Consider the following 18,406-nt stretch of genomic DNA (forward strand, 5'->3'; position numbering starts at 1 on the left):
ATGCAATGCGCGCCGCTACTTCATTACGAAACTGAGGACGGTCTGCCTCCGGAATTAACGCAAAATAACCGGGCTCACAATCTTCCGCCGTCATTAAGGCCACACTACCCGGTTTACCGGCTAACGCCACCATCACCGGCTTTGCCCCCACCAGGCTGCCCAGCTGATCAAGTACCGCTTTGGCAGATACCCGCAAGGCCGTCAGCGGTGGCATGGCTAATACCGACGCCAATCCATCGGTAAACGGACATTGGGAAATAACAGCCGCAATATTCTGGTCTTGTGCAGCTACCGCCAGTACATGCCCACCACTAAAAGAACTTCCCCATAAAATTACTCGCTGGCCATCAACAATTTCGAGACCACGCACATACTGAATCGCCGCCTGCCAGTCCTGACGCTGTTTATGAATATCCAGCAACTGACGCGGCTGACCATCGCTATCACCAAAGTAGCGATAATCAAATACCAGACACGCATAACCGGCCCGACAGAAGTGCTCAGCATAATCGCTCAATCCCATATTCCGGGTTGCGCCCAGACCATGGGCCATCACAATGACCGGCGCAGCATTAGCACCATCGGGTCGGTATAACCAGCCACGACAACGACTACCTTGTGAGACAAACTCAATATCCTGACGCTGCATCTTGCTCTCCTGCCCTGACTGTTTTTATTTTTTGTTCTCGGTCTTATTCTTGTTTTGTATTAGTTACAGCAAATACGGTCCATCAGAAATCGGCGATCATCACCACTTTATTGCTTAGTTCACCCGCTTCATAGGTACGATGAATCTCTGCCACATCGGACATCTGCTGCTCCTGCGCCACTGGAACCGTGATAAAACCGGCATCGATTTTCTCACTCAGCTGAGCCAAAAACTCACCATAGGTTTTACGACCTTTTCCTGTTCCGGCTTTTTCAGTGAGAAGAGGCAACAGCATAAATATCGCATGAAGGGTTAACGACTTGGCGTGCGCCTGGGTCAGGTCGTAGTTATTGCGCGCATTAATGGTGGCTACCTGAGCATAAGGTGCTGCCACTTCCAACGCTTTTTGCAAACTCTCGCCACCAAAAGCATCCAATACCTTTTCAAAACCGGGCTGCTCCCAAGAGCCAGACAGTTCAGCAGCGTTAGCGTGTAAGTCTGCATAAACCCCCTGCTGCTTTAATTGTTCTACCCGCTCGTTACTGCCCGCGGTACCAAACACTTCGATACCACTTTCCTGCGCCAAACGAATGGCCCACTGACCCACACCACCCGAAGCGCCCATCACCAATAGCTTTTCATGGGCTTGTGGCGCCAGACGTTTTAATGCTTCAAAGGCAGTGATCGCCACCAGCGGAATCGAAGCTGCCTGAACCAGAGAAACAGACTGCGGCGCTTTGGCTAACAAATCGGCATCACACACCATCTCTGCAGCCAGAGCACCACCATTGCCTTTCACACCACCTGCGCAGCCATAGACGCAATCGCCAACGGCTAAATGAGTAACGCCATCGCCAATGGCAATCACTTCACCACTAACATCACAACCCAGTACCCCGGCATCATTCAGAATCGGCGCTAAACCCGCCCGGATTTTGGTATCAATGGGATTAAAGCCCGCCGCACAAACACGAATTTTTACTTCGCCCGTTTGTGGCTCTGCTAATTCAATATCACCTTTAACCAGAACATCCGGCGTTCCGGTTTGTTTAACGAGCCATGCAGGAACCGGCTTGATTGTCATCGTGTAACCCCTTCTTTGTCTGGCATTGGCTTTCGCTCATGCCACATTAAAACCACAACCAGTGCAATGGCTGGCAGACCCAGCCCGGAGGCCAGAATAAAGAATTCGGTATAACCAGCGCTATCCACCACCCAGCCGGAAAAACCACTGATAAATTTTCCCGGTAAAGTCATTAATGAACTGAACAAGGCATATTGAGTCGCGGTATAACTGCGGTTGGTTAAGCTGGATAAATACGCAACAAATGCGGTATTTGAAATTCCTGCAGCTAAGTTATCGGCACCAACAACAACAGCTAACCAGGTCAGAGACGGAGTAACCAGTTGCTGTTGATCAATTTCTGACACCAAAGCCAGGACGGCAAACAGGAGGTTTGTTGATGCCACCAATATCGCGCCCAGCATCAAGGGTTTCATGACTCCCCATTTGACAACAAACACACCGCATAAAAAGGCACCCAGCATGGTGACAAAGAAGCCGGAAAATTTTGCAACCGTACCAATATCAAATTTGCTGTAACCCAGATCCAAATAAAAAGGATTCGCCATGGCCCCCATCGTGATATCACTGATGCGATAGACTGCAATAAACGCCAGAATGAATAAGGCAAACTTGCCGTTGCGTTGAAAAAAATCCAGAAACGGGCAAACGACAGCCCCCAACCACCAGCGCTGCCAACGTGGCCGATGATTAAGGTGCATTGACTTGCCCATAATCCGATCAACCATTTCAGCTTCATCTTCGGCCCGATGCTGCTCCGATTTCTGTTGGGTCGGGTCTGCCCACAATGTGGCCAGCATTGCCATCAGCATCAGGCAGGCCATGGTGAGATAAGTTAAAGGCCAATCAACCGCCCCGGCAATCAATAATGCGCCACCACCAGCAACTAATAGCGCTAAGCGATAGCCAAAAATATAAGCCGCTGCCATTGCCCCCTGAAAATTGTCATCAACAATTTCAATACGATAGGCATCCAATGAAATATCTTGTGTTGCCGAAGAAAAAGCGACTAACAACGCGGCAAGAGCAATCAGTAACAAAGATTCATGAGGATTCAAGCCACTCATTAAAACCAAGCCACTGGCAATGCCTATCTGCCCCACTAAAATCCAGCTGCGCCGCAGCCCAAGCCAACGAGAAAGCAGCGGTATTTTCAGCCGATCAATAACCGGTGCCCAAAACACCTTGATTGAATAAGTGAGGCCAACCCAGGCAAAAAAACCAATGGCTGTTTTTTCAACCCCGACATCGGCCAGCCAGGCAGTTAAGGTGGAAAACACCAATAAAAAAGGTAGCCCGGCAGAAAAGCCGAGCAAAGCAATCACCATCACTGGCTTTTTGGTGTAAACCAGTAAGGCTTCACGCCAGCTTCTGACTGGCGCTGTTGTGTCCTGCTGAGCCGGTGTGTGTGAAGAACTGGTCATCAGTCTTTAAAGTTTTTAAACGCCAGTGGCATTTTAATGCTCTCATCCGAACGGTATAACGCCATCACTTCCTGCAGTTCATCGCGCTTTTTACCAGTGACACGAACCATCTCTCCCTGAATCGCGGCCTGCACTTTCAGCTTGCTCTCTTTAACAATCTTCACCATCTTTTTTGCCAGCTCCTTATCAATGCCCTGACGCATGGTGGCATTCACTTTGACCTGCTTACCCGCACCCACACAATCGCTGTATTCCAGGCAGCTGACTTTAATTTTGCGTTTGATCATGGCGCTTTCCAGCATCGGCTTCATTTGCTCAATCTGAAATTCTTCGTTGGCGGTCATGGTGACGATAAAATCTTTTAACTCAAAGCTGGCGTTCACCCCTTTAAAATCAAAGCGTGTGGATAATTCACGGTTCGCCTGATCCACGGCGTTTTGCGCTTCGTGCTTATCCACTTCCGATACCACGTCAAATGAAGGCATAGCTGAGTTCTCCTGTGTTCTGCATTCTGTCAGTTAATACCATTAGCCGACCTGTATACCGTGAGTGTCATGGAATTGCAAAATCCCGGCAGCACGCAACCGCACTGGAAAATACACAAAAGTCAGCTACCTTTTGTGCTATGGAAACCAAAATGACCCTGCACGGTGCCGGAACCTACTATTTTTCGGTACACGGAGCGAAAGACCAGCCTATTTTTCACTCGGTATTTGAATTTGAATACGGGGTGCAGATTCTTGGTCATATCAAACAAACCCGTTTACTGGCCTATGTGCTCGACGAGCATCAGATGCAGTTTGTGCTGCAAAGTGAGCGCGACTGGACGGAAGTTATGGACGATGTGCAGATCGCCTTTGACGATATGCACGAGCGCTGCTGGCATAAACGTAAGCAGACACTGTCTGATCAGGGCATTGTGATGCTGATTGACGAACGGGCTTATCTGAGTGATCTGGTGATTCAGTTACACCGCTGGCCAGAGACAACTCGCAAAGTAGCCGATGCCAGTTTGTATCCATGGAGCAGTGATCAGGGTTACCGGGCATTAACGCCACCTAAATGGTTACATGTTGAGCCAATGCTGAACCTGCTGTGCAACACCCGCCATAATCGTGCTCAACGTTATGAAACTGTGATGCAGCAATCTCAGCAACAGGTTCAGGCGCAAAATCAGGTTGTGGATTTACAACACGGCAGCCATCCGACGTATCAGGCCTTGGCGCGAGATGGGTTTATTAATCAGCACCTGAAAAAGCAGGCGTTGAAACAGGCAGCCCGCAGCGATGAAGACCTGCGTCATATGTATGATGATGCCTGCCAGCTGGTTGCTGAACGTTTTAATATCACGGTTGAGCAGCTGATTGATTCACGCCAGCGTCGCCAGTTTAATCGCCTGATGCCAATTGTGGTGTGGCTGTTACAGGAGCGCGGTGCGTATCTGGATAACATCACTAAGCTGGTTGGCGAAGATGAAGATCGTCTGAAGCTATGGTTACGAAACCTGCCTGCCGATCATTCCGAAGCATTGCTGAACAAACTTGCTGCGCTCTGGTCTCCGAATTCTCTGTCGGCTTTGGGAATTGGCAATGAACCCGATACAGTTCAGGAAACCGCAACTCAGCCAGCAGCTGTTGATCCGGAACCTGTTGAAGCAGAGTCTGTGGATAATACCGTTATTTCTGAATCTTCCTCTCAGGCGTAAAGCCCTTCTATAATTGCCGGACTCTTTATCACCGCGTGATCCGGCAATGCCTTATTCCTCTTCATCATCACCGTTAACTCAAAGCATCGCTATTTTAGGTTTAGGTGCGATTGGTACATTAATGGCGTGGCATTGGCGTGAACACACACTCTACGGTGTTAGTCGCGATGCCAGCACCTGCCACCGAACTCTGATTGACCAGCAGCAAGCGGCCCATCAGCTGACAATTCCGGCCTGGCAGCATGAAGCCATTGATTGGTTGGTAATCACGACCAAAGCATCCGCCACACTGGACGCTTTACAATCGCTGCAGAAGCAACTGCCACAAGTACAGAATATCCTCTTGCTGCAAAACGGCATGGGGCAACAGCAGCAAGTAGCAGACTGGTTAAGCCAGCAACGTTATTCTGCGACTTTATGGGCTGGTATTTCCACCGAAGGGGCTTATCGCCAGAGCGCGGAGCAAGTGGTTTACGCTGGCAGCGGAGACACACATATTGGCCTGTGGCAGGCTCAACACCCTACAGCCTCGATGCCCAATGGTTTAACCGTTGTGGATGATATTCAACAACGCATCCGCGCCAAGCTGGCGATTAATGCGGTGATTAATCCGTTAACGGCGGTTTTCCGTTGTCGTAATGGCGAGCTGGTTAGCCATGGGGAATATCGTCAGGCGCTGGAAGCGTTAGCCTCTGAAGTGCAGCAATGTTTTACTGCATTACAGCAGCCACTCGATTTTGACTTAAAAGAACGCAGTCTGGCGGTCGCTCAGGCAACTGCCAGGAATCAGTCATCAACCTTGCAGGATGTCTTGCATCAACGTCCGACTGAGCTGGATTATATTAATGGCTATTTAATCCGGCAGGCGCAGCAACTCGATATCGAGCTGCCGCATAATCGCCGCTTGCTTGCGCAGCTCTCTGAATAGAGACTTATGCAGCGGGCTTAACAAAAAGAGCCGGAAATAATTAGTTCGCACTCGGAGCAATGGTCGGCGCAACCGGCACTAAACGAGCATTGTGCTTTTGCACGGTTTCCATAATGTCGAAATTAATTTCTTCGGCGATGCCCTGATATTCCGGAAAACTTTTGGTGGTGATATAGGCCAGCACGTTAATTTCCAAGCCATGCTCACCAAACCCTTTAAAGCGCACCCGTAATGGGCTTTCAGCCACCATTTCGTGCTGTTCCAGTGATTCGAGAATTTCCGCATTAATTGCTTTTAACTGCGCTGGAGTCGTCGAATAATGCAGCCGGATATCGGTTTTAAAGCGAATCTTTTCGCGCTCGGAAATATTCTCCAGCTCCATCTCTGAAAAGCGTGCATTGGGGATATAAATAACCGAACGATCGAGGGTACGAATCCGGGTACTGCGCAGGCCAATTTCTTCCACCGTGCCGCGACGGCCACCAAAGCTACATACATCCCCTACTTTCACAGGAGCTGCTGAGTACAACGTAATCGTGCCAATAAAGTTCTCGATCGACTGTTTGGCCGCCAGCGCAATAGCGATACCACCAATCCCCAAGCCAGCCAGAATGGTGGAAGGATCGAATCCCAGATGTTTAAACCACATCAGAATCCCCACACCAATGACCAGCACACGTACCATATTCGATAATGGCCGCAGCAGGTGGGTAGATTGTGTATTGCCATTCTCCAGCCAGCGCTTTTGCAAGCTCAGCTGCACCATACTGATAATCCCCAGCACCAGCCAGACCGTCGCCAGAATTAACAACCCGGCACTGCTGATTAACGCCAGTGCCAGCGCCGATAAGGTAGCGTACGGCACAAAGACCTTCATCAATAACAAGGCCATCATAAAACGTACCGGGCCGGAAAGTACGGCTAACAGTTCTTCGGACAAATGATATGACGAACGCACAACCAGCTTTTTTGCCAGCCAGATCAGAGGAATCACAATCGAGAAGGCCACCGCAAAGTAGCCAATAATCACAATCCATTCCCAGATATAAATTCCCAGAATACGGACATTCGGGGTTTTCGGAATCAGCCATTCGGCCAGCGGGCTATAACCAAAGTGCTCGTATAATTTGGGAATCTGGGCAACCGTGGCGTTGGAAACTTTCCAGACTTTGCCGACTTTTTTATCCGGCACCCGCTGTAAATACAGATTAATGTGCTCTTCATGCAACTGAAGCTGCCCTAATAAATCACGGTAGCTGCTCAGGTCGTCGTCCAAGCTGCCTTGTGGATCGTTACTCAGTTCCTGAAAATTAATCCAGATATGACGCTGAATAATAGAGCTGAGTTTTACCGCGTACTCCGGGCCGTTAGCGGCAGACATCCCGCGTGGCAAGTATCGTAAATCGAGAAACTCAGCAGCTTTATCAAAATCTTCCTCTTTCAGAGCCTCAACAAAGCCAATCATTGCGCCGCGTGGCGTATCACGATGCAGCACATCCTGAAACTCATCGTCATCCTGCGCCAGCACGGCATCTTCATAACTGACCGCCGCTTTAATAACTTCAAGCTCTTTGCTTTTGGGCTTTGCATCATGTGTTTCTTCAGATTTCCCGCCATCAGCAGCTGATGACTCAGTCGCCTGAGCCGCAACCCCGGTTAACGTGGACGGCTGAGCCAATACCGATTGAGTCAGTAAAAGTTGCGATAAAAAGCATAAAAAAATGACCGATAGCAGGCGTACTTGCCCCATTGCTGATGCTCCTGAAAACTGAATAACGCAATCGCGATGCTACCACTGATGAGTGACTTATCGCCAGAGAACGGGCGCATGAGGAATCTTCACGCAGATCATGTGGATAATTCAGCCGTCATGATCTTGACCGAGAATTGACCAATCTATATTCTCACGCCCCTCAGGTGCTCTGATCTCTGATCAAGTTAAACGGGAAATTGGTGTTATTCAGCGCCTGCTGAATGAATCCAATGCTGCCCCCGCAACGGTGATCGGCTTATCTGACTGGCACAAGCCACTGTGGTGATTCGACTCTCAGGAGTATATCCACCATGGGAAGGCGTCAGTCAGTGTTGTTTTTAACCATGGTAATACGTTGGTTAAAGCACGAGCCGTCAGCCCGGATACCGGCCTGGAACGTATTTAACTCGTATTGCGGTGGGCGATACAGAAGAAGCATCCGTTCAAGCGATGCTTGTTTTGATTCCCGCCGATTGGATTTCTCCTGTCGGAACCATTATGAAAAAATTGCTTCTTGCTTCCAGTATTTTGTCTGCATCATTGGTACAGGCTAACACTCAACTTGATACCCAAACGGTAACGGCTTCGCGCTTACCAGAGAATGTTATTAATGATGCTCAGTTCGTTGTTATTGATCGGGCTGAAATTGAACAAAGCAATGTTCAATCCCTGCCTGAATTATTAGCACTTCAACCAGGTATTCAGTACACACGTAATGGTGGACGTTTAAATACTACTAACCTGTATATTAATGGTCTGGATAGTAAGCGAATCACCATTTTAGTGAATGGTGAACGAATCGGATCAGGAACCAATGGTACAGCGCAATTTCAGTTAATTTCACCTGAACAAGTTGAGCGTATTGAAATTATCAAAGGAGCTCGCGGAGCATTATACGGTGCCGATGCTCAGGGTGGTGTTATCAATATCATTACCCGCAATGATTCTCAGGAAACCCAGATCTCTGCCGCTTATGGTAATGACAAAACTCGGGAAATCAGCATCAGAACATCGAAAAAACTCGATAAAACCAATTTGTATTTTAATGCTCAGCATGATGCAACGGATGGTTATGACATTCGTGATGACGAAGAATCTGATGACGATGGCTATGAGCGTTATAGCATTAACGGTGGTGTTTCTTTAGATATTGATTCTTCTCAAAAAGTAAAATTGGACTATCTTCGTGCAAAAGGTAATTACGAGTATGACGGTAACAACCAATTTTCCAATAATGCAGATTTTGATAATCAATCACTGAGTGCAGGTTATCAATATAGCGGAGATAAACTTAGTATCAATCTCTCTGCCGGTCGCAGCGAAGATAATAGCTGGGATTATGTAGATAGTGAAAAGCGCTCTGCTGACGATTTGTTTGCGACGTCTAAAAATACTGCAAATTTATCTGCTGGTTATGACATCACAGATAATCATACGGTTATTTTGGGAGCAGATTATCAATCCATTGATGTGTCGGAGTCTGGAGTTGAATACGACGAGGCCAATGAAGATACGAAAGGTGTTTACGTTGGTTATCGTTTCAACAATGAGTATCTCGGTGTTGAATTAGGTGCTCGTGACGATGATAACAACCGCTATGGAAATTTCCGTTCTTTTAATACCGCGGCAAACTTTACAGCAGATACCGGTGATATCATCTCAATATCACAAGCAACGGCTTTCCGTACACCAACGTTCAACGATTTATATTTCCCAGGTTTTGGCAACCCTGAACTGGAGCCTGAGAAATCCAGAATCTGGGCATTAAGCTATCAAAAGCCTTATGAAACCGGCTCTGTTCAGGTTAATGGTCAACGTGCTGTATTCAACAATCTCATCGCTTTTAACTCAAATTTCGAAGCCGAAAATGTGGGTAAAGCCAGTATTAATTCTATATCCGTTTCATGGAGACAGGAATGGAGTCAAAGCCTGAGCTCTACAGTTAGCCAGGATTGGGTTGATGCAAAAGATGACGAAAGTGGTGAGCGTCTTCGTCGTATTGCCCCAAGATCCAGCAAAGCTATTCTGAGTCACTCCTGGAATAAATTTTCCACACAGTTTGAAGCGCTGTATTTTGAAGGATCTCCAATCCGTGATGGCGGCGATCGCTTAGCAAGCTATAGCTTATTTAACTTAAGCACAAACTATCAGGTCTCTGAGAAATTAGATGTCGGCTTACGTCTGGATAATATTTCTGACCGTGAGTATGAGACGATATCAACTTATCCAGCTCCTCGCAGAGGCTGGTTATTAAAAACTCGTTTTGCTTTCTAACAGGTAAAAGCTATGGGCAACCGACTTTCTAAAATCGCTACTAAAACCGGCGACAAAGGTGAAACAGGATTGGGTGATGGCTCACGCATCAGTAAAGGCAGCGATCGTATGCACGCCATTGGTGATGTGGATGAACTGAATTCCTGGGTCGGTATGCTCAGAGCAGAATTAGATGAGGCAGATGCTTTAATTCCTCTGCTGCATCAGATTCAGCACGATTTATTCGACTTAGGTGGTGAGCTATCCGTTCCGGGATTTAATGCGTTACAGGAAGTATTAATCTCAGACCTGGAAGATCATCTGGAGACGTTAAACGACACACTGCCACCATTGAAGGATTTTATTCTTCCCGGTGGTAGTAAAGCCGCAGCCGTGTGCCATATGGTGCGTACTGTTTGTCGTCGTGCAGAACGTTCTCTGGTTCAGTTAAATGGTGTGGATGAGGTAAATCCGCTGGCACTGCGTTATGTAAATCGTTTATCCGATTTATTATTTGTTGCTGCCCGCGTATTAGCTCGCCGGGAAAACGGTTCCGAGATTCTCTGGCAGAGCCGCCATCAGCGTGCCTAAATCATGCGACTAAATTTTTTTTAAACGGGCTTCGGCCCGTTTTTTATTTTAATGCAAACGATAGCAAATTATGACACAAGCCAGTTGTCCCGCTCTGTTGTTAACCGCTCCAGCCTCCGGGCAAGGTAAAACCACACTAACGGCCGCTTTAGCGCGCCATTTATCACAACGTGGGAAGAAGGTTCGGGTATTTAAAACCGGGCCGGATTACCTTGATCCTCAGATTCTGCAACAGGCCAGTGGTTATCCGGTGGAACAACTGGATCTATGGATGTGTGGCGAAGCTTATTGTCGTCAGCGTTTATTTATTGCCGCTCAGGATGCCGATCTGATTTTGGTAGAAGGCGCCATGGGTATGTTTGATGGTGATCCATCCAGTGCCGATCTGGCGGCTTTATTTAATATTCCGGCTGGCATCATTATGGATGTTTCGGGAATGGCACAAACCGCCGCGGCCTTAGCCTCCGGGCTGGCAAATTTCCGCCATGATATTCAGGTAGCAGGCTTAATTGCGAATCACTGTGCCAGCCAGCGTCACCGGGAATTAATCGAAAACGCACTGCCGCAAAATTTGCCTTTATTATTCAGTATTGCCAACCAAGCGGAGATTGCATTACCGGAACGGCACCTGGGGTTGGTACAAGCCAGTGAAATAACAACAGAGCTGGAACAACGGTTAAACAAGGCGGCAGAGTTATTGCCAGCCGAAGATATAGACCAGCTGTTGGTATCACTTCCGCAGACCGACTTTCATCATCAGGCCGAGTTTCAACATCAGACCAGTACGGATATTCAGAAAAGCCTATATGGGCTGACCATTGCAGTCGCCAAAGATCAGGCCTTTAGTTTTATTTATCAGGCTAATATCGAGCTGTTACAACAACTGGGAGCAGATATACGGTATTTTTCGCCATTGTCGGATGATGCTATTCCAGAAAGCGATGCACTCTGGTTACCGGGTGGCTACCCGGAACTCCACGCCAAGGCTTTGTCTGCAAACACCAATATGACCGCGTCTTTGCAGCGTTTTCATAACAGCCAAAAACCGATTTTGGCTGAGTGTGGCGGCTTTTTATATTGCCTGGAAGCACTGGAGTTATTAAATGGTGAGAGGTATGCCATGGCATCGTTATTACCCGGCATGGCTAAAATGCGGGAGCGAGGTGGTTGTCAGGGAATGCAATCAGCCCCTTTACCCGAAGGTGAGATACGAGGCCATTCTCACCACCGTTCAGTGGCGGAGTGTGAAGCGGCCACCATCGGATTTGGTCAGCGCGCTAAACATCCGGCGCCGGGTGAAGCAATTTATCGCCATGGTTCATTAACAGCCAGCTATCTGCATTTGTTTTTTCCATCTAACCCAGCAGCAGTGAGCCAGCTGTTTTCCGGCAATTAATCTGAGTCTGTTAACAAGCCCTGATTAATGCACTTTAAACTGATCCACCCGCTGCGCCAGCGAATCGGTAATTGCCTGAGTTTTTCGCACCGCATCCACGGTGCCTTCGGCATTCTGTGAAGTTTCTTCACCACTTAAGCGAATGGAGTCGAGGTTACTCTCCAGTGCGGTGGCATTATTTTTCTGCTCACCGGCTGTCACCACAATATCATTGGTTTTATGTTGAATATCACCCATACTGGCCTGAATTTCTGTCAGGGTGGTACTCACTTCTTCGGAATTGGCTACGGTTTTTTCCACCATATCGCGATTCACTTTCATGGTGTCGACCGCGCTGACGATATTCTGCTGAACATCACCAATTAATTCTTCAATCTCCTGGGCCGACCCTTGAGTACGGCTGGCCAGCGTACGAACTTCATCAGCAACCACGGCAAAGCCACGGCCTTGCTCACCCGCTCGTGCTGCTTCAATGGCGGCATTCAGTGCCAGTAAGTTAGTTTGTTCAGCAATACCTTTGATGGTTTCGAGAATGCTGGAAATACTGCTGGAGTTTTCTGCCAGACGATTCACGGCTTCCATGGAGTTTGACATTTCATCGGATAAACGACGCACTTCACCCATCACATGAGAGACCACCTGACCTGCCTGATCGGATTTTTGTTGCCCGGCTTTGGCGGCACTTTCGGCGGCTTCGGCCAGTTCAGTAACGGTCACGGAGCTGTCCACCATGGAGCTGAGTGCTTCTGACACCTGATGCGTTTGTTCCAGCTGGGTCTGAACCGCCTGACGACTGCGATTAGCGATACCTTCTACTTCATTAACGTTATCGGTTACCGAGGTTGCCGATTCTTTCACCGCTGCCAGCGTTGTGCGAATGTTATCAATCATATTATTAAAAGCATCGCGCAACTGGCCCATTTCATCCTGACCCTGAAACTGAATGCTTTGTGTCAGATCGCCTTCTGCGATATCACCCGCGGTTTTGGAAAAACGTTTAATGGTGTAACGAATCGACATAAAGAAGGCGATGTATAAATAAGCAATCACCGATAACGCCACCACAATCACAATCACAAAATTACGCACTTTATCCTGTTGCGCCTGCAGTCGCTGTTGCAGCTTGGCCCGTACCAGCGGCATCACCTGATTTTCAATCGCTTCCAGGTTTGCCCACTCGGCCGCTATAAATTGTGAAAACGTCTGCCAGGACATTTCCACTTCGGCCGCCGAAATTAATTCGTCATCTAATTTAAAGCGGATATTTTCTAATGACTCAGAGGCTGTTGTTACAGCACTCTCCAAACTGGCTTCACCACTTTCCTTTGCCATTGTCTGAATCACGCCCATTACAGACTCAGCAGCAATCAGTTCATCGTAGGTATCATTGAGGAAGTCAAAAGTGACGGATTTTAAATAACGTTCTAATAAACCATATACACCAATTGCGCGGGCATCACCGGCCGCGTCAAACACTTTTGGCATATCGTTTAACAACACCGCCACCAGCGCCTGAACCGAAGGATCGGCATCCAGCGATAAACCACTGGATTGACTGTATTGGCGAATCACAGAGCGTAATTTATCCAGAGCAATCTGAAAGTGCTGACGCTGGCTGGAGTAAACCGTCTGGCCGTTTTCGCCTTCAATACTTAACCGGGTAGCCGACTGCTCTTTCCAGTTAACCAGTTCCTGGCGCAGGGATTCGTCCCGGGTGTTATCAATCAGCTGTTGAATGTCCACCATCATCTGAGCACGGTGTTCTTTCATTTTGCTGATCAGTTCCGGATCTTCAAAAAAGGGTAAGGTCGCAGCATGGTCACGGTAGTACTCAACCTGATGCACTAACTGCAATAGTTCGCCGATGGTATTAATACCCACCAGTTCAGCTTCTGTTTTTTTCAGCGTATCAAAGGCAGCTAGAAACACCTGTCCACTGAGAATCACCAGCGGTAAGGTAAACAGAAAACTGATCAGGCCAAATTTAGCGGCGTAATTTAAACGCCCCATAAATTTAATTGCTGGCCACATAAGTGCCTTTAACATGAACTACGAACCTCTTTTGTTGTTTTTATTTCAGGCCGCGTTTATCGCGGCCCGCAAAGGGTTACATCAACACGTTTCTTAAATCCTGCAAGCAATCCACCAGCCGTTGACTGAATCGGGCGGCTTCTGCGCCATCAATAACCCGATGATCGTACGACAGCGACAATGGCAGCATTAATTGAGGTACAAACTCCTGACCATTCCAGACCGGTTTCATCTCCGCTTTGGATAACCCCAGAATGGCAACTTCCGGAGGGTTAACAATCGGCGTAAATGCTGTACCACCAATACCACCTAAACTCGACAGGCTAAAACATCCACCCTGCATATCACTTAAGGTTAGCTTACCTTCCCGGGCCAATTGCGCCTTTTCATTAAGCTGTTGTGTAATTTCTGTAACAGACAGCTGATCGACGTTACGAATAACCGGCACTAATAATCCTTTCGGAGTATCGACAGCGACTCCAATATGAACATAGTCCTTTAGTATCAGAGATTCACCATCGGCACTTAATGACGCACAAAACTGAGGGAATTCCCGTAAAACTTTGGCAATCGCCTTAAGCACAAACGGAACAATGGAGAAACGAATTCCCTGAGACTGATAACGCTGATTCTGCTGCTTACGATAGGCTTCCAGATCTGTGATATCAGCCTGATCAAACTGTGTTACCTGAGGTACGTTAAGCCAGGCGGTGGTCATCGCCTTCGCCGTGGCTCGCTTGATATTGTTCAGTGGTTCTGAAGTAATCGAACCAAATTTGGCGAAATCCACTTCCGGTACGGCTGGAATACCAGCCCCACTCATACCTGATCCGACAGCCATCGTTGAGGAGTTCAGGCGTTGCTTCACAAACAACTGAACATCGTCTTTGGTAATACGGCCACGGCGACCTGTCGCGCTGACCTGAGATAAATCAACACCAAATTCCCGTGCTAGTTTGCGCACCGCTGGCCCGGCGTGAATTTCGCCACCAGTATGACTTTCTGACCCAGTATTATTGGCTGCCGCAGACTCGGCGGTTGCCGTGCTGTTGGCTGGCGTAGCTGTTGATGTAGTTGATGTTGCTGAAGTTGCTTCGGGCTTAATAACAGCAGAATTATCCCGCTGTGGCTTATCAGCAACGGTAGAATCAGAAACTGATACTGATACCGAGAAGTCTGCCATTAACGTCAGCATGGCATCGCCCTGGCTGACTTTATCGCCCACCGCAACCGCCAGTGACACAATGGTGCCCGCTTCGCCTGCCGGAATTTCCATGGTGGCTTTGTCGCTTTCCAATACCAGAATGGTTTGCTCGGCGTCGATCACATCACCAACCGCAACCGCTAGCTCAATAACTTCCACACTTTCGCTGCCACCCAAATCCGGAACGACAATGGCTTGTTCGCGGCTTTCAGTATGAGTAGTTTCAGCAGGAACAGTTTCAGTGTTAGCAGCTTCAGGCTGAACACTCTCTGAAGCTACGTTGTCTTGTGCCACTTCAGGCTGACTGCCAGCACCAGCAGAGGATGCGATGCTAATAAACACATCCCCTTCGTTGACCTTATCACCCACCTGAATTGACAATGCTTCAATCGTACCGGAAGTTTCTGCCGGAATTTCCATGCTGGCTTTATCAGTTTCCAGCACCACCAGGGTTTGTTCGGCTTCGACTACATCCCCGACACTGACGGACACTTCGATCACATCAACATCCGCAGCACCACCTAAATCCGGAATTTTGTACTCATTTGCCATGTGTTATTTCTCCTTATGAGCACTCATCTTATGAATACAGTGGGTCAGGTTTACTGGCATCAATATTCAACTCGCTGCGCCAGGCTTCCAGCTCAGCAGCGGTTAAATCACCGGACTTCACTAATTCAAAACCAGCCGCCCAGGCAACGTGTTGCCAATCCACTTCGAAGAAACGACGCAGGTTTTCGCGCGAATCACTGCGGCCAAAACCATCGGTACCTAAGCAGCGGTAACTGCGCCCGGCAGGAATAAACGGACGAATCTGCTCCGCATACGATTTCATATGGTCGGTGGTCGCCAGAATCGGGCCGGATGAGTCTGCCAATTGACGAGTCACATAGGCTTGTGGAGCCTGTTCACCGGCGGATAAAAACTCGGCTCGTTCACAAGCCAGGCCATCACGGCGTAATTCATTAAATGAGGTAACGCTCCAGACGTCGGCATTAACGCCTTTTTCAGCCAACCAAACTGCTGCTGTTTCCACCTGACGTAAAATGGAACCACAGCCTAATAGCTGAATATTTTTTTCGCTTGCGCCACTGGCTTTCAGGCGATAAATACCACGACGAATACCTTCTTCAACACCTTCGGGCATGGCCGGGTGAGCATAGTTTTCGTTGAGGCTGGTGATGTAGTAGAAGACTTTTTCTTTCTTCTCGTACATACGTTTTAAGCCGTCCTGAATAATCACCGCCAGTTCATAGGCATAGGTCGGATCGTACGACACGCAGTTCGGAATGGTGGAGGCCAGAATATGCGAGTGCCCATCCTGATGCTGTAAGCCTTCGCCATTTAAGGTAGTACGACCGGAAGTGGCACCAATTAAGAAGCCCTGGCACTGCATATCACCTGCCGCCCAGGCCAGATCACCAACTCGCTGGAAACCAAACATGGAGTAATAAATATAAAACGGGATCATTGCCATGCCGTTGGTGCTGTAGGAGCTGCCTGCCGCCATCCAGGCGGAAAACGCACCGGCTTCATTAATGCCTTCTTCGAGAATACGGCCTTTTTTATCCTCGCGATAATACATCACCTGGCCCTGATCAACCGGCTCGTACAGTTGACCTTCTGACGAGTAAATACCCAGCTGGCGAAACATGCCTTCCATACCAAAGGTACGTGCTTCGTCCGGCACAATCGGTACCACCCGATCGCCCATGGTTTTGTCTTTAATCAGCTGCGACATAATGCGCACAAAGGCCATGGTGGTGGAAATTTCACGCTCACCGGTACCATCGGTTTGTGCTTTAAAAAAGGATAAATCCGGAGCGGTTAGTGCCGTCCAGTTTTCATTTCGGTGAGGTAAAAAGCCGCCCAGTTTTTCCCGTTGTTTGCGCATGTACTGCAATTCCGGGCTATCGGTCGGCGGACGATAAAATGGTAAATGCTCTAAATCTTCATCCCGTACCGGAATATCAAACCGATCACGGAAGGCACGAATACTCTCGATATCGAGTTTTTTCACCTGGTGAGCCTGATTCTGACCTTCGGCTTCAGCCCCCATGCCATAACCTTTCACCGTATGCGCCAGAATCACCGTTGGCTGGCCTTTGTGATTCATCGCTGCCTGGTAAGCGGCAAACACTTTATACGGATCGTGTCCGCCACGATTTAATTTATAAATATCGTCGTCGGATAAATCTTTAATAATTTCTTTTAATTCCGGATACTTCTCGAAGAAGTGCTCACGGGTGTATTGCCCGCCTTTGGCTTTGTAGTTCTGGAACTCACCATCCACGGTTTCGTCCATGCGTTTTTGCAGCAATCCTTTACGGTCTTTGGCCAGCAGAGGATCCCAAAAACGTCCCCAGACCACTTTAATCACATTCCAGCCTGCACCACGGAACTGACTTTCTAACTCCTGAATAATTTTGCCATTACCACGCACCGGACCATCCAGCCGTTGCAGGTTGCAGTTAATCACAAAAATTAAATTTTCTAATTTTTCCCGGCCTGCCAGGCCAATGGCACCCAGAGTTTCCGGCTCGTCACATTCACCATCACCCAGGAATGCCCAGACCTTACGATCTTTGCGCGGCACCAGCCCACGAGCCGAGATATAACGCATAAAATGCGCCTGATAAATCGCCTGTAATGGCCCTAAGCCCATCGATACCGTTGGAAATTGCCAGTAGTCCGGCATCAATTTCGGGTGAGGATAAGACGATAATCCAGGGCCTAATGCTTCCTGACGGAAACGCTCCAGATCGGATTCCTGAAAGCGCCCTTCTAAATACGAGCGGGCATAAATACCCGGAGCCACATGCCCCTGGTAATACAATAAATCACCGTGTGGGCAGTCTTCTCCGGCATTGGGGCCACGGAAAAAATGGTTAAAACCAACATCGTATAACGTCGCACTGGAGGCAAAACTGGAAATATGGCCACCCAGATCACCGGCCCCATCTTTATTTGCCCGTAACACCATCGCCAGCGCATTCCAGCGTACCAATGAGCGAATGCGGCGCTCCATAAACAGGTCACCGGGCATGGGTGCTTCATTTTCGGGGGAAATAGTATTGCGGTACGGGGTATTTAACGCATAAGGCAATGGCATACCATCTTTGGTCGCCCGTTCGGCAATGCGTTCGATCAGAAAGTGGGCGCGTTCAACACCTTCGGCACGAATGACGGAGTGGATGGCGTCTTGCCATTCTTTAGTTTCGGCCGGATCAATATCGGCATAAGGTGCATTATCCTGCTGATTCTCGTCCATTAATGGCTCCTGCAATAGCGTACCGGAACGATTCAGATACGCGGGGTCTGAAGTGAGTGAGAACATATCCTGATTGAAGTATAGTCAATAGATCAGAGAACGGATGTGAAGCGAACC

13 protein-coding genes and 1 riboswitch (1 of these 14 cut by a window edge) are annotated in these 18,406 nt (G+C 48.4%); of the genes, 5 read left to right on the forward strand and 8 right to left on the reverse strand.

Going from position 1 to position 18,406, the window contains the following annotated elements:
- The 4 genes from ACO05E_RS04060 to ACO05E_RS04075 form a co-directional block, all read right to left on the reverse strand.
- Positions 1-649, reverse strand: partial view of an alpha/beta hydrolase gene (locus tag ACO05E_RS04060; protein ID WP_419811711.1) — the 5' portion only. 245 nt of this gene lie to the left of the window's left edge; 649 of the gene's 894 nt are visible here — the first part of the coding sequence; its start codon is at positions 647-649; its stop codon lies beyond the left edge, outside the window.
- 82 nt (positions 650-731) lie between these two features.
- Complete coding sequence (locus ACO05E_RS04065) at positions 732-1,733, reverse strand: alcohol dehydrogenase catalytic domain-containing protein (protein WP_419811712.1); 1,002 nt, start codon at positions 1,731-1,733, stop codon at positions 732-734.
- A complete protein-coding gene (locus tag ACO05E_RS04070; RefSeq protein ID WP_419811713.1) occupies positions 1,730-3,157 on the reverse strand; it encodes an AmpG family muropeptide MFS transporter in 1,428 nt (475 codons plus the stop codon). The genes ACO05E_RS04065 and ACO05E_RS04070 overlap by 4 nt, the downstream gene beginning before the upstream one ends.
- Positions 3,157-3,642, reverse strand: a complete 486-nt coding sequence (locus ACO05E_RS04075; protein WP_255859012.1) for a YajQ family cyclic di-GMP-binding protein — start codon at positions 3,640-3,642, stop codon at positions 3,157-3,159. The genes ACO05E_RS04070 and ACO05E_RS04075 overlap by 1 nt, the downstream gene beginning before the upstream one ends.
- Positions 3,643-3,794: 152 nt before the next feature.
- Between ACO05E_RS04075 and ACO05E_RS04080 the strand changes: the two genes are divergently transcribed.
- Positions 3,795-4,862, forward strand: coding sequence for a hypothetical protein (locus ACO05E_RS04080; protein ID WP_419811714.1), 1,068 nt, complete (start codon positions 3,795-3,797; stop codon positions 4,860-4,862).
- A gap of 46 nt (positions 4,863-4,908) precedes the next feature.
- Entirely contained in the window at positions 4,909-5,790 is an 882-nt protein-coding gene (locus ACO05E_RS04085; protein WP_419811715.1) for a ketopantoate reductase family protein, read from the forward strand.
- A gap of 40 nt (positions 5,791-5,830) precedes the next feature.
- Here ACO05E_RS04085 and ACO05E_RS04090 read toward each other — a convergent pair whose 3' ends face one another.
- On the reverse strand, positions 5,831-7,540 hold the full coding sequence (locus ACO05E_RS04090) for a mechanosensitive ion channel family protein (protein WP_419811716.1): 1,710 nt from the start codon (positions 7,538-7,540) through the stop codon (positions 5,831-5,833).
- Positions 7,541-7,688: 148 nt separating this feature from the next.
- Positions 7,689-7,952: riboswitch (cobalamin riboswitch) on the forward strand.
- Between the two features lie 8 nt (positions 7,953-7,960).
- Here ACO05E_RS04090 and ACO05E_RS04095 point away from each other — a divergent pair.
- The 3 genes from ACO05E_RS04095 (at position 7,961) to ACO05E_RS04105 (ending at position 11,783) form a co-directional block, all read left to right on the forward strand.
- The gene (locus tag ACO05E_RS04095; RefSeq protein ID WP_419811717.1) at positions 7,961-9,817 is read left to right on the forward strand and encodes a TonB-dependent receptor domain-containing protein; all 1,857 of its coding nucleotides are present in this window, start codon (positions 7,961-7,963) and stop codon (positions 9,815-9,817) included.
- Between the two features lie 12 nt (positions 9,818-9,829).
- Entirely contained in the window at positions 9,830-10,387 is a 558-nt protein-coding gene (locus tag ACO05E_RS04100; RefSeq protein WP_419811718.1) for a cob(I)yrinic acid a,c-diamide adenosyltransferase, read from the forward strand.
- 70 nt (positions 10,388-10,457) lie between these two features.
- Positions 10,458-11,783: a cobyrinate a,c-diamide synthase gene (locus ACO05E_RS04105; RefSeq protein WP_419811719.1), complete on the forward strand. Its 1,326-nt coding sequence runs from the start codon at positions 10,458-10,460 to the stop codon at positions 11,781-11,783.
- A gap of 24 nt (positions 11,784-11,807) precedes the next feature.
- On the opposite strand, the gene ACO05E_RS04110 is transcribed toward ACO05E_RS04105, so the two are convergent.
- The 3 genes from ACO05E_RS04110 to aceE form a co-directional block, all read right to left on the reverse strand.
- The gene (locus ACO05E_RS04110) at positions 11,808-13,829 is read right to left on the reverse strand and encodes a methyl-accepting chemotaxis protein (RefSeq protein ID WP_419811720.1); all 2,022 of its coding nucleotides are present in this window, start codon (positions 13,827-13,829) and stop codon (positions 11,808-11,810) included.
- A 61-nt stretch (positions 13,830-13,890) separates the two neighbouring features.
- Positions 13,891-15,570 carry a dihydrolipoyllysine-residue acetyltransferase gene (aceF, locus tag ACO05E_RS04115; RefSeq protein WP_419811721.1) on the reverse strand — a complete coding sequence of 560 codons (1,680 nt, stop codon included), beginning with the start codon at positions 15,568-15,570 and terminating at the stop codon, positions 13,891-13,893.
- Between the two features lie 28 nt (positions 15,571-15,598).
- A complete protein-coding gene (gene aceE, locus ACO05E_RS04120) occupies positions 15,599-18,289 on the reverse strand; it encodes a pyruvate dehydrogenase (acetyl-transferring), homodimeric type (RefSeq protein ID WP_419813655.1) in 2,691 nt (896 codons plus the stop codon).
- Between the last annotated feature and the right edge of the window lie 117 nt (positions 18,290-18,406).

The organism is Bacterioplanoides sp. (assembly GCF_965226395.1).
Lineage (GTDB): Bacteria > Pseudomonadota > Gammaproteobacteria > Pseudomonadales > Oceanobacteraceae > Bacterioplanoides.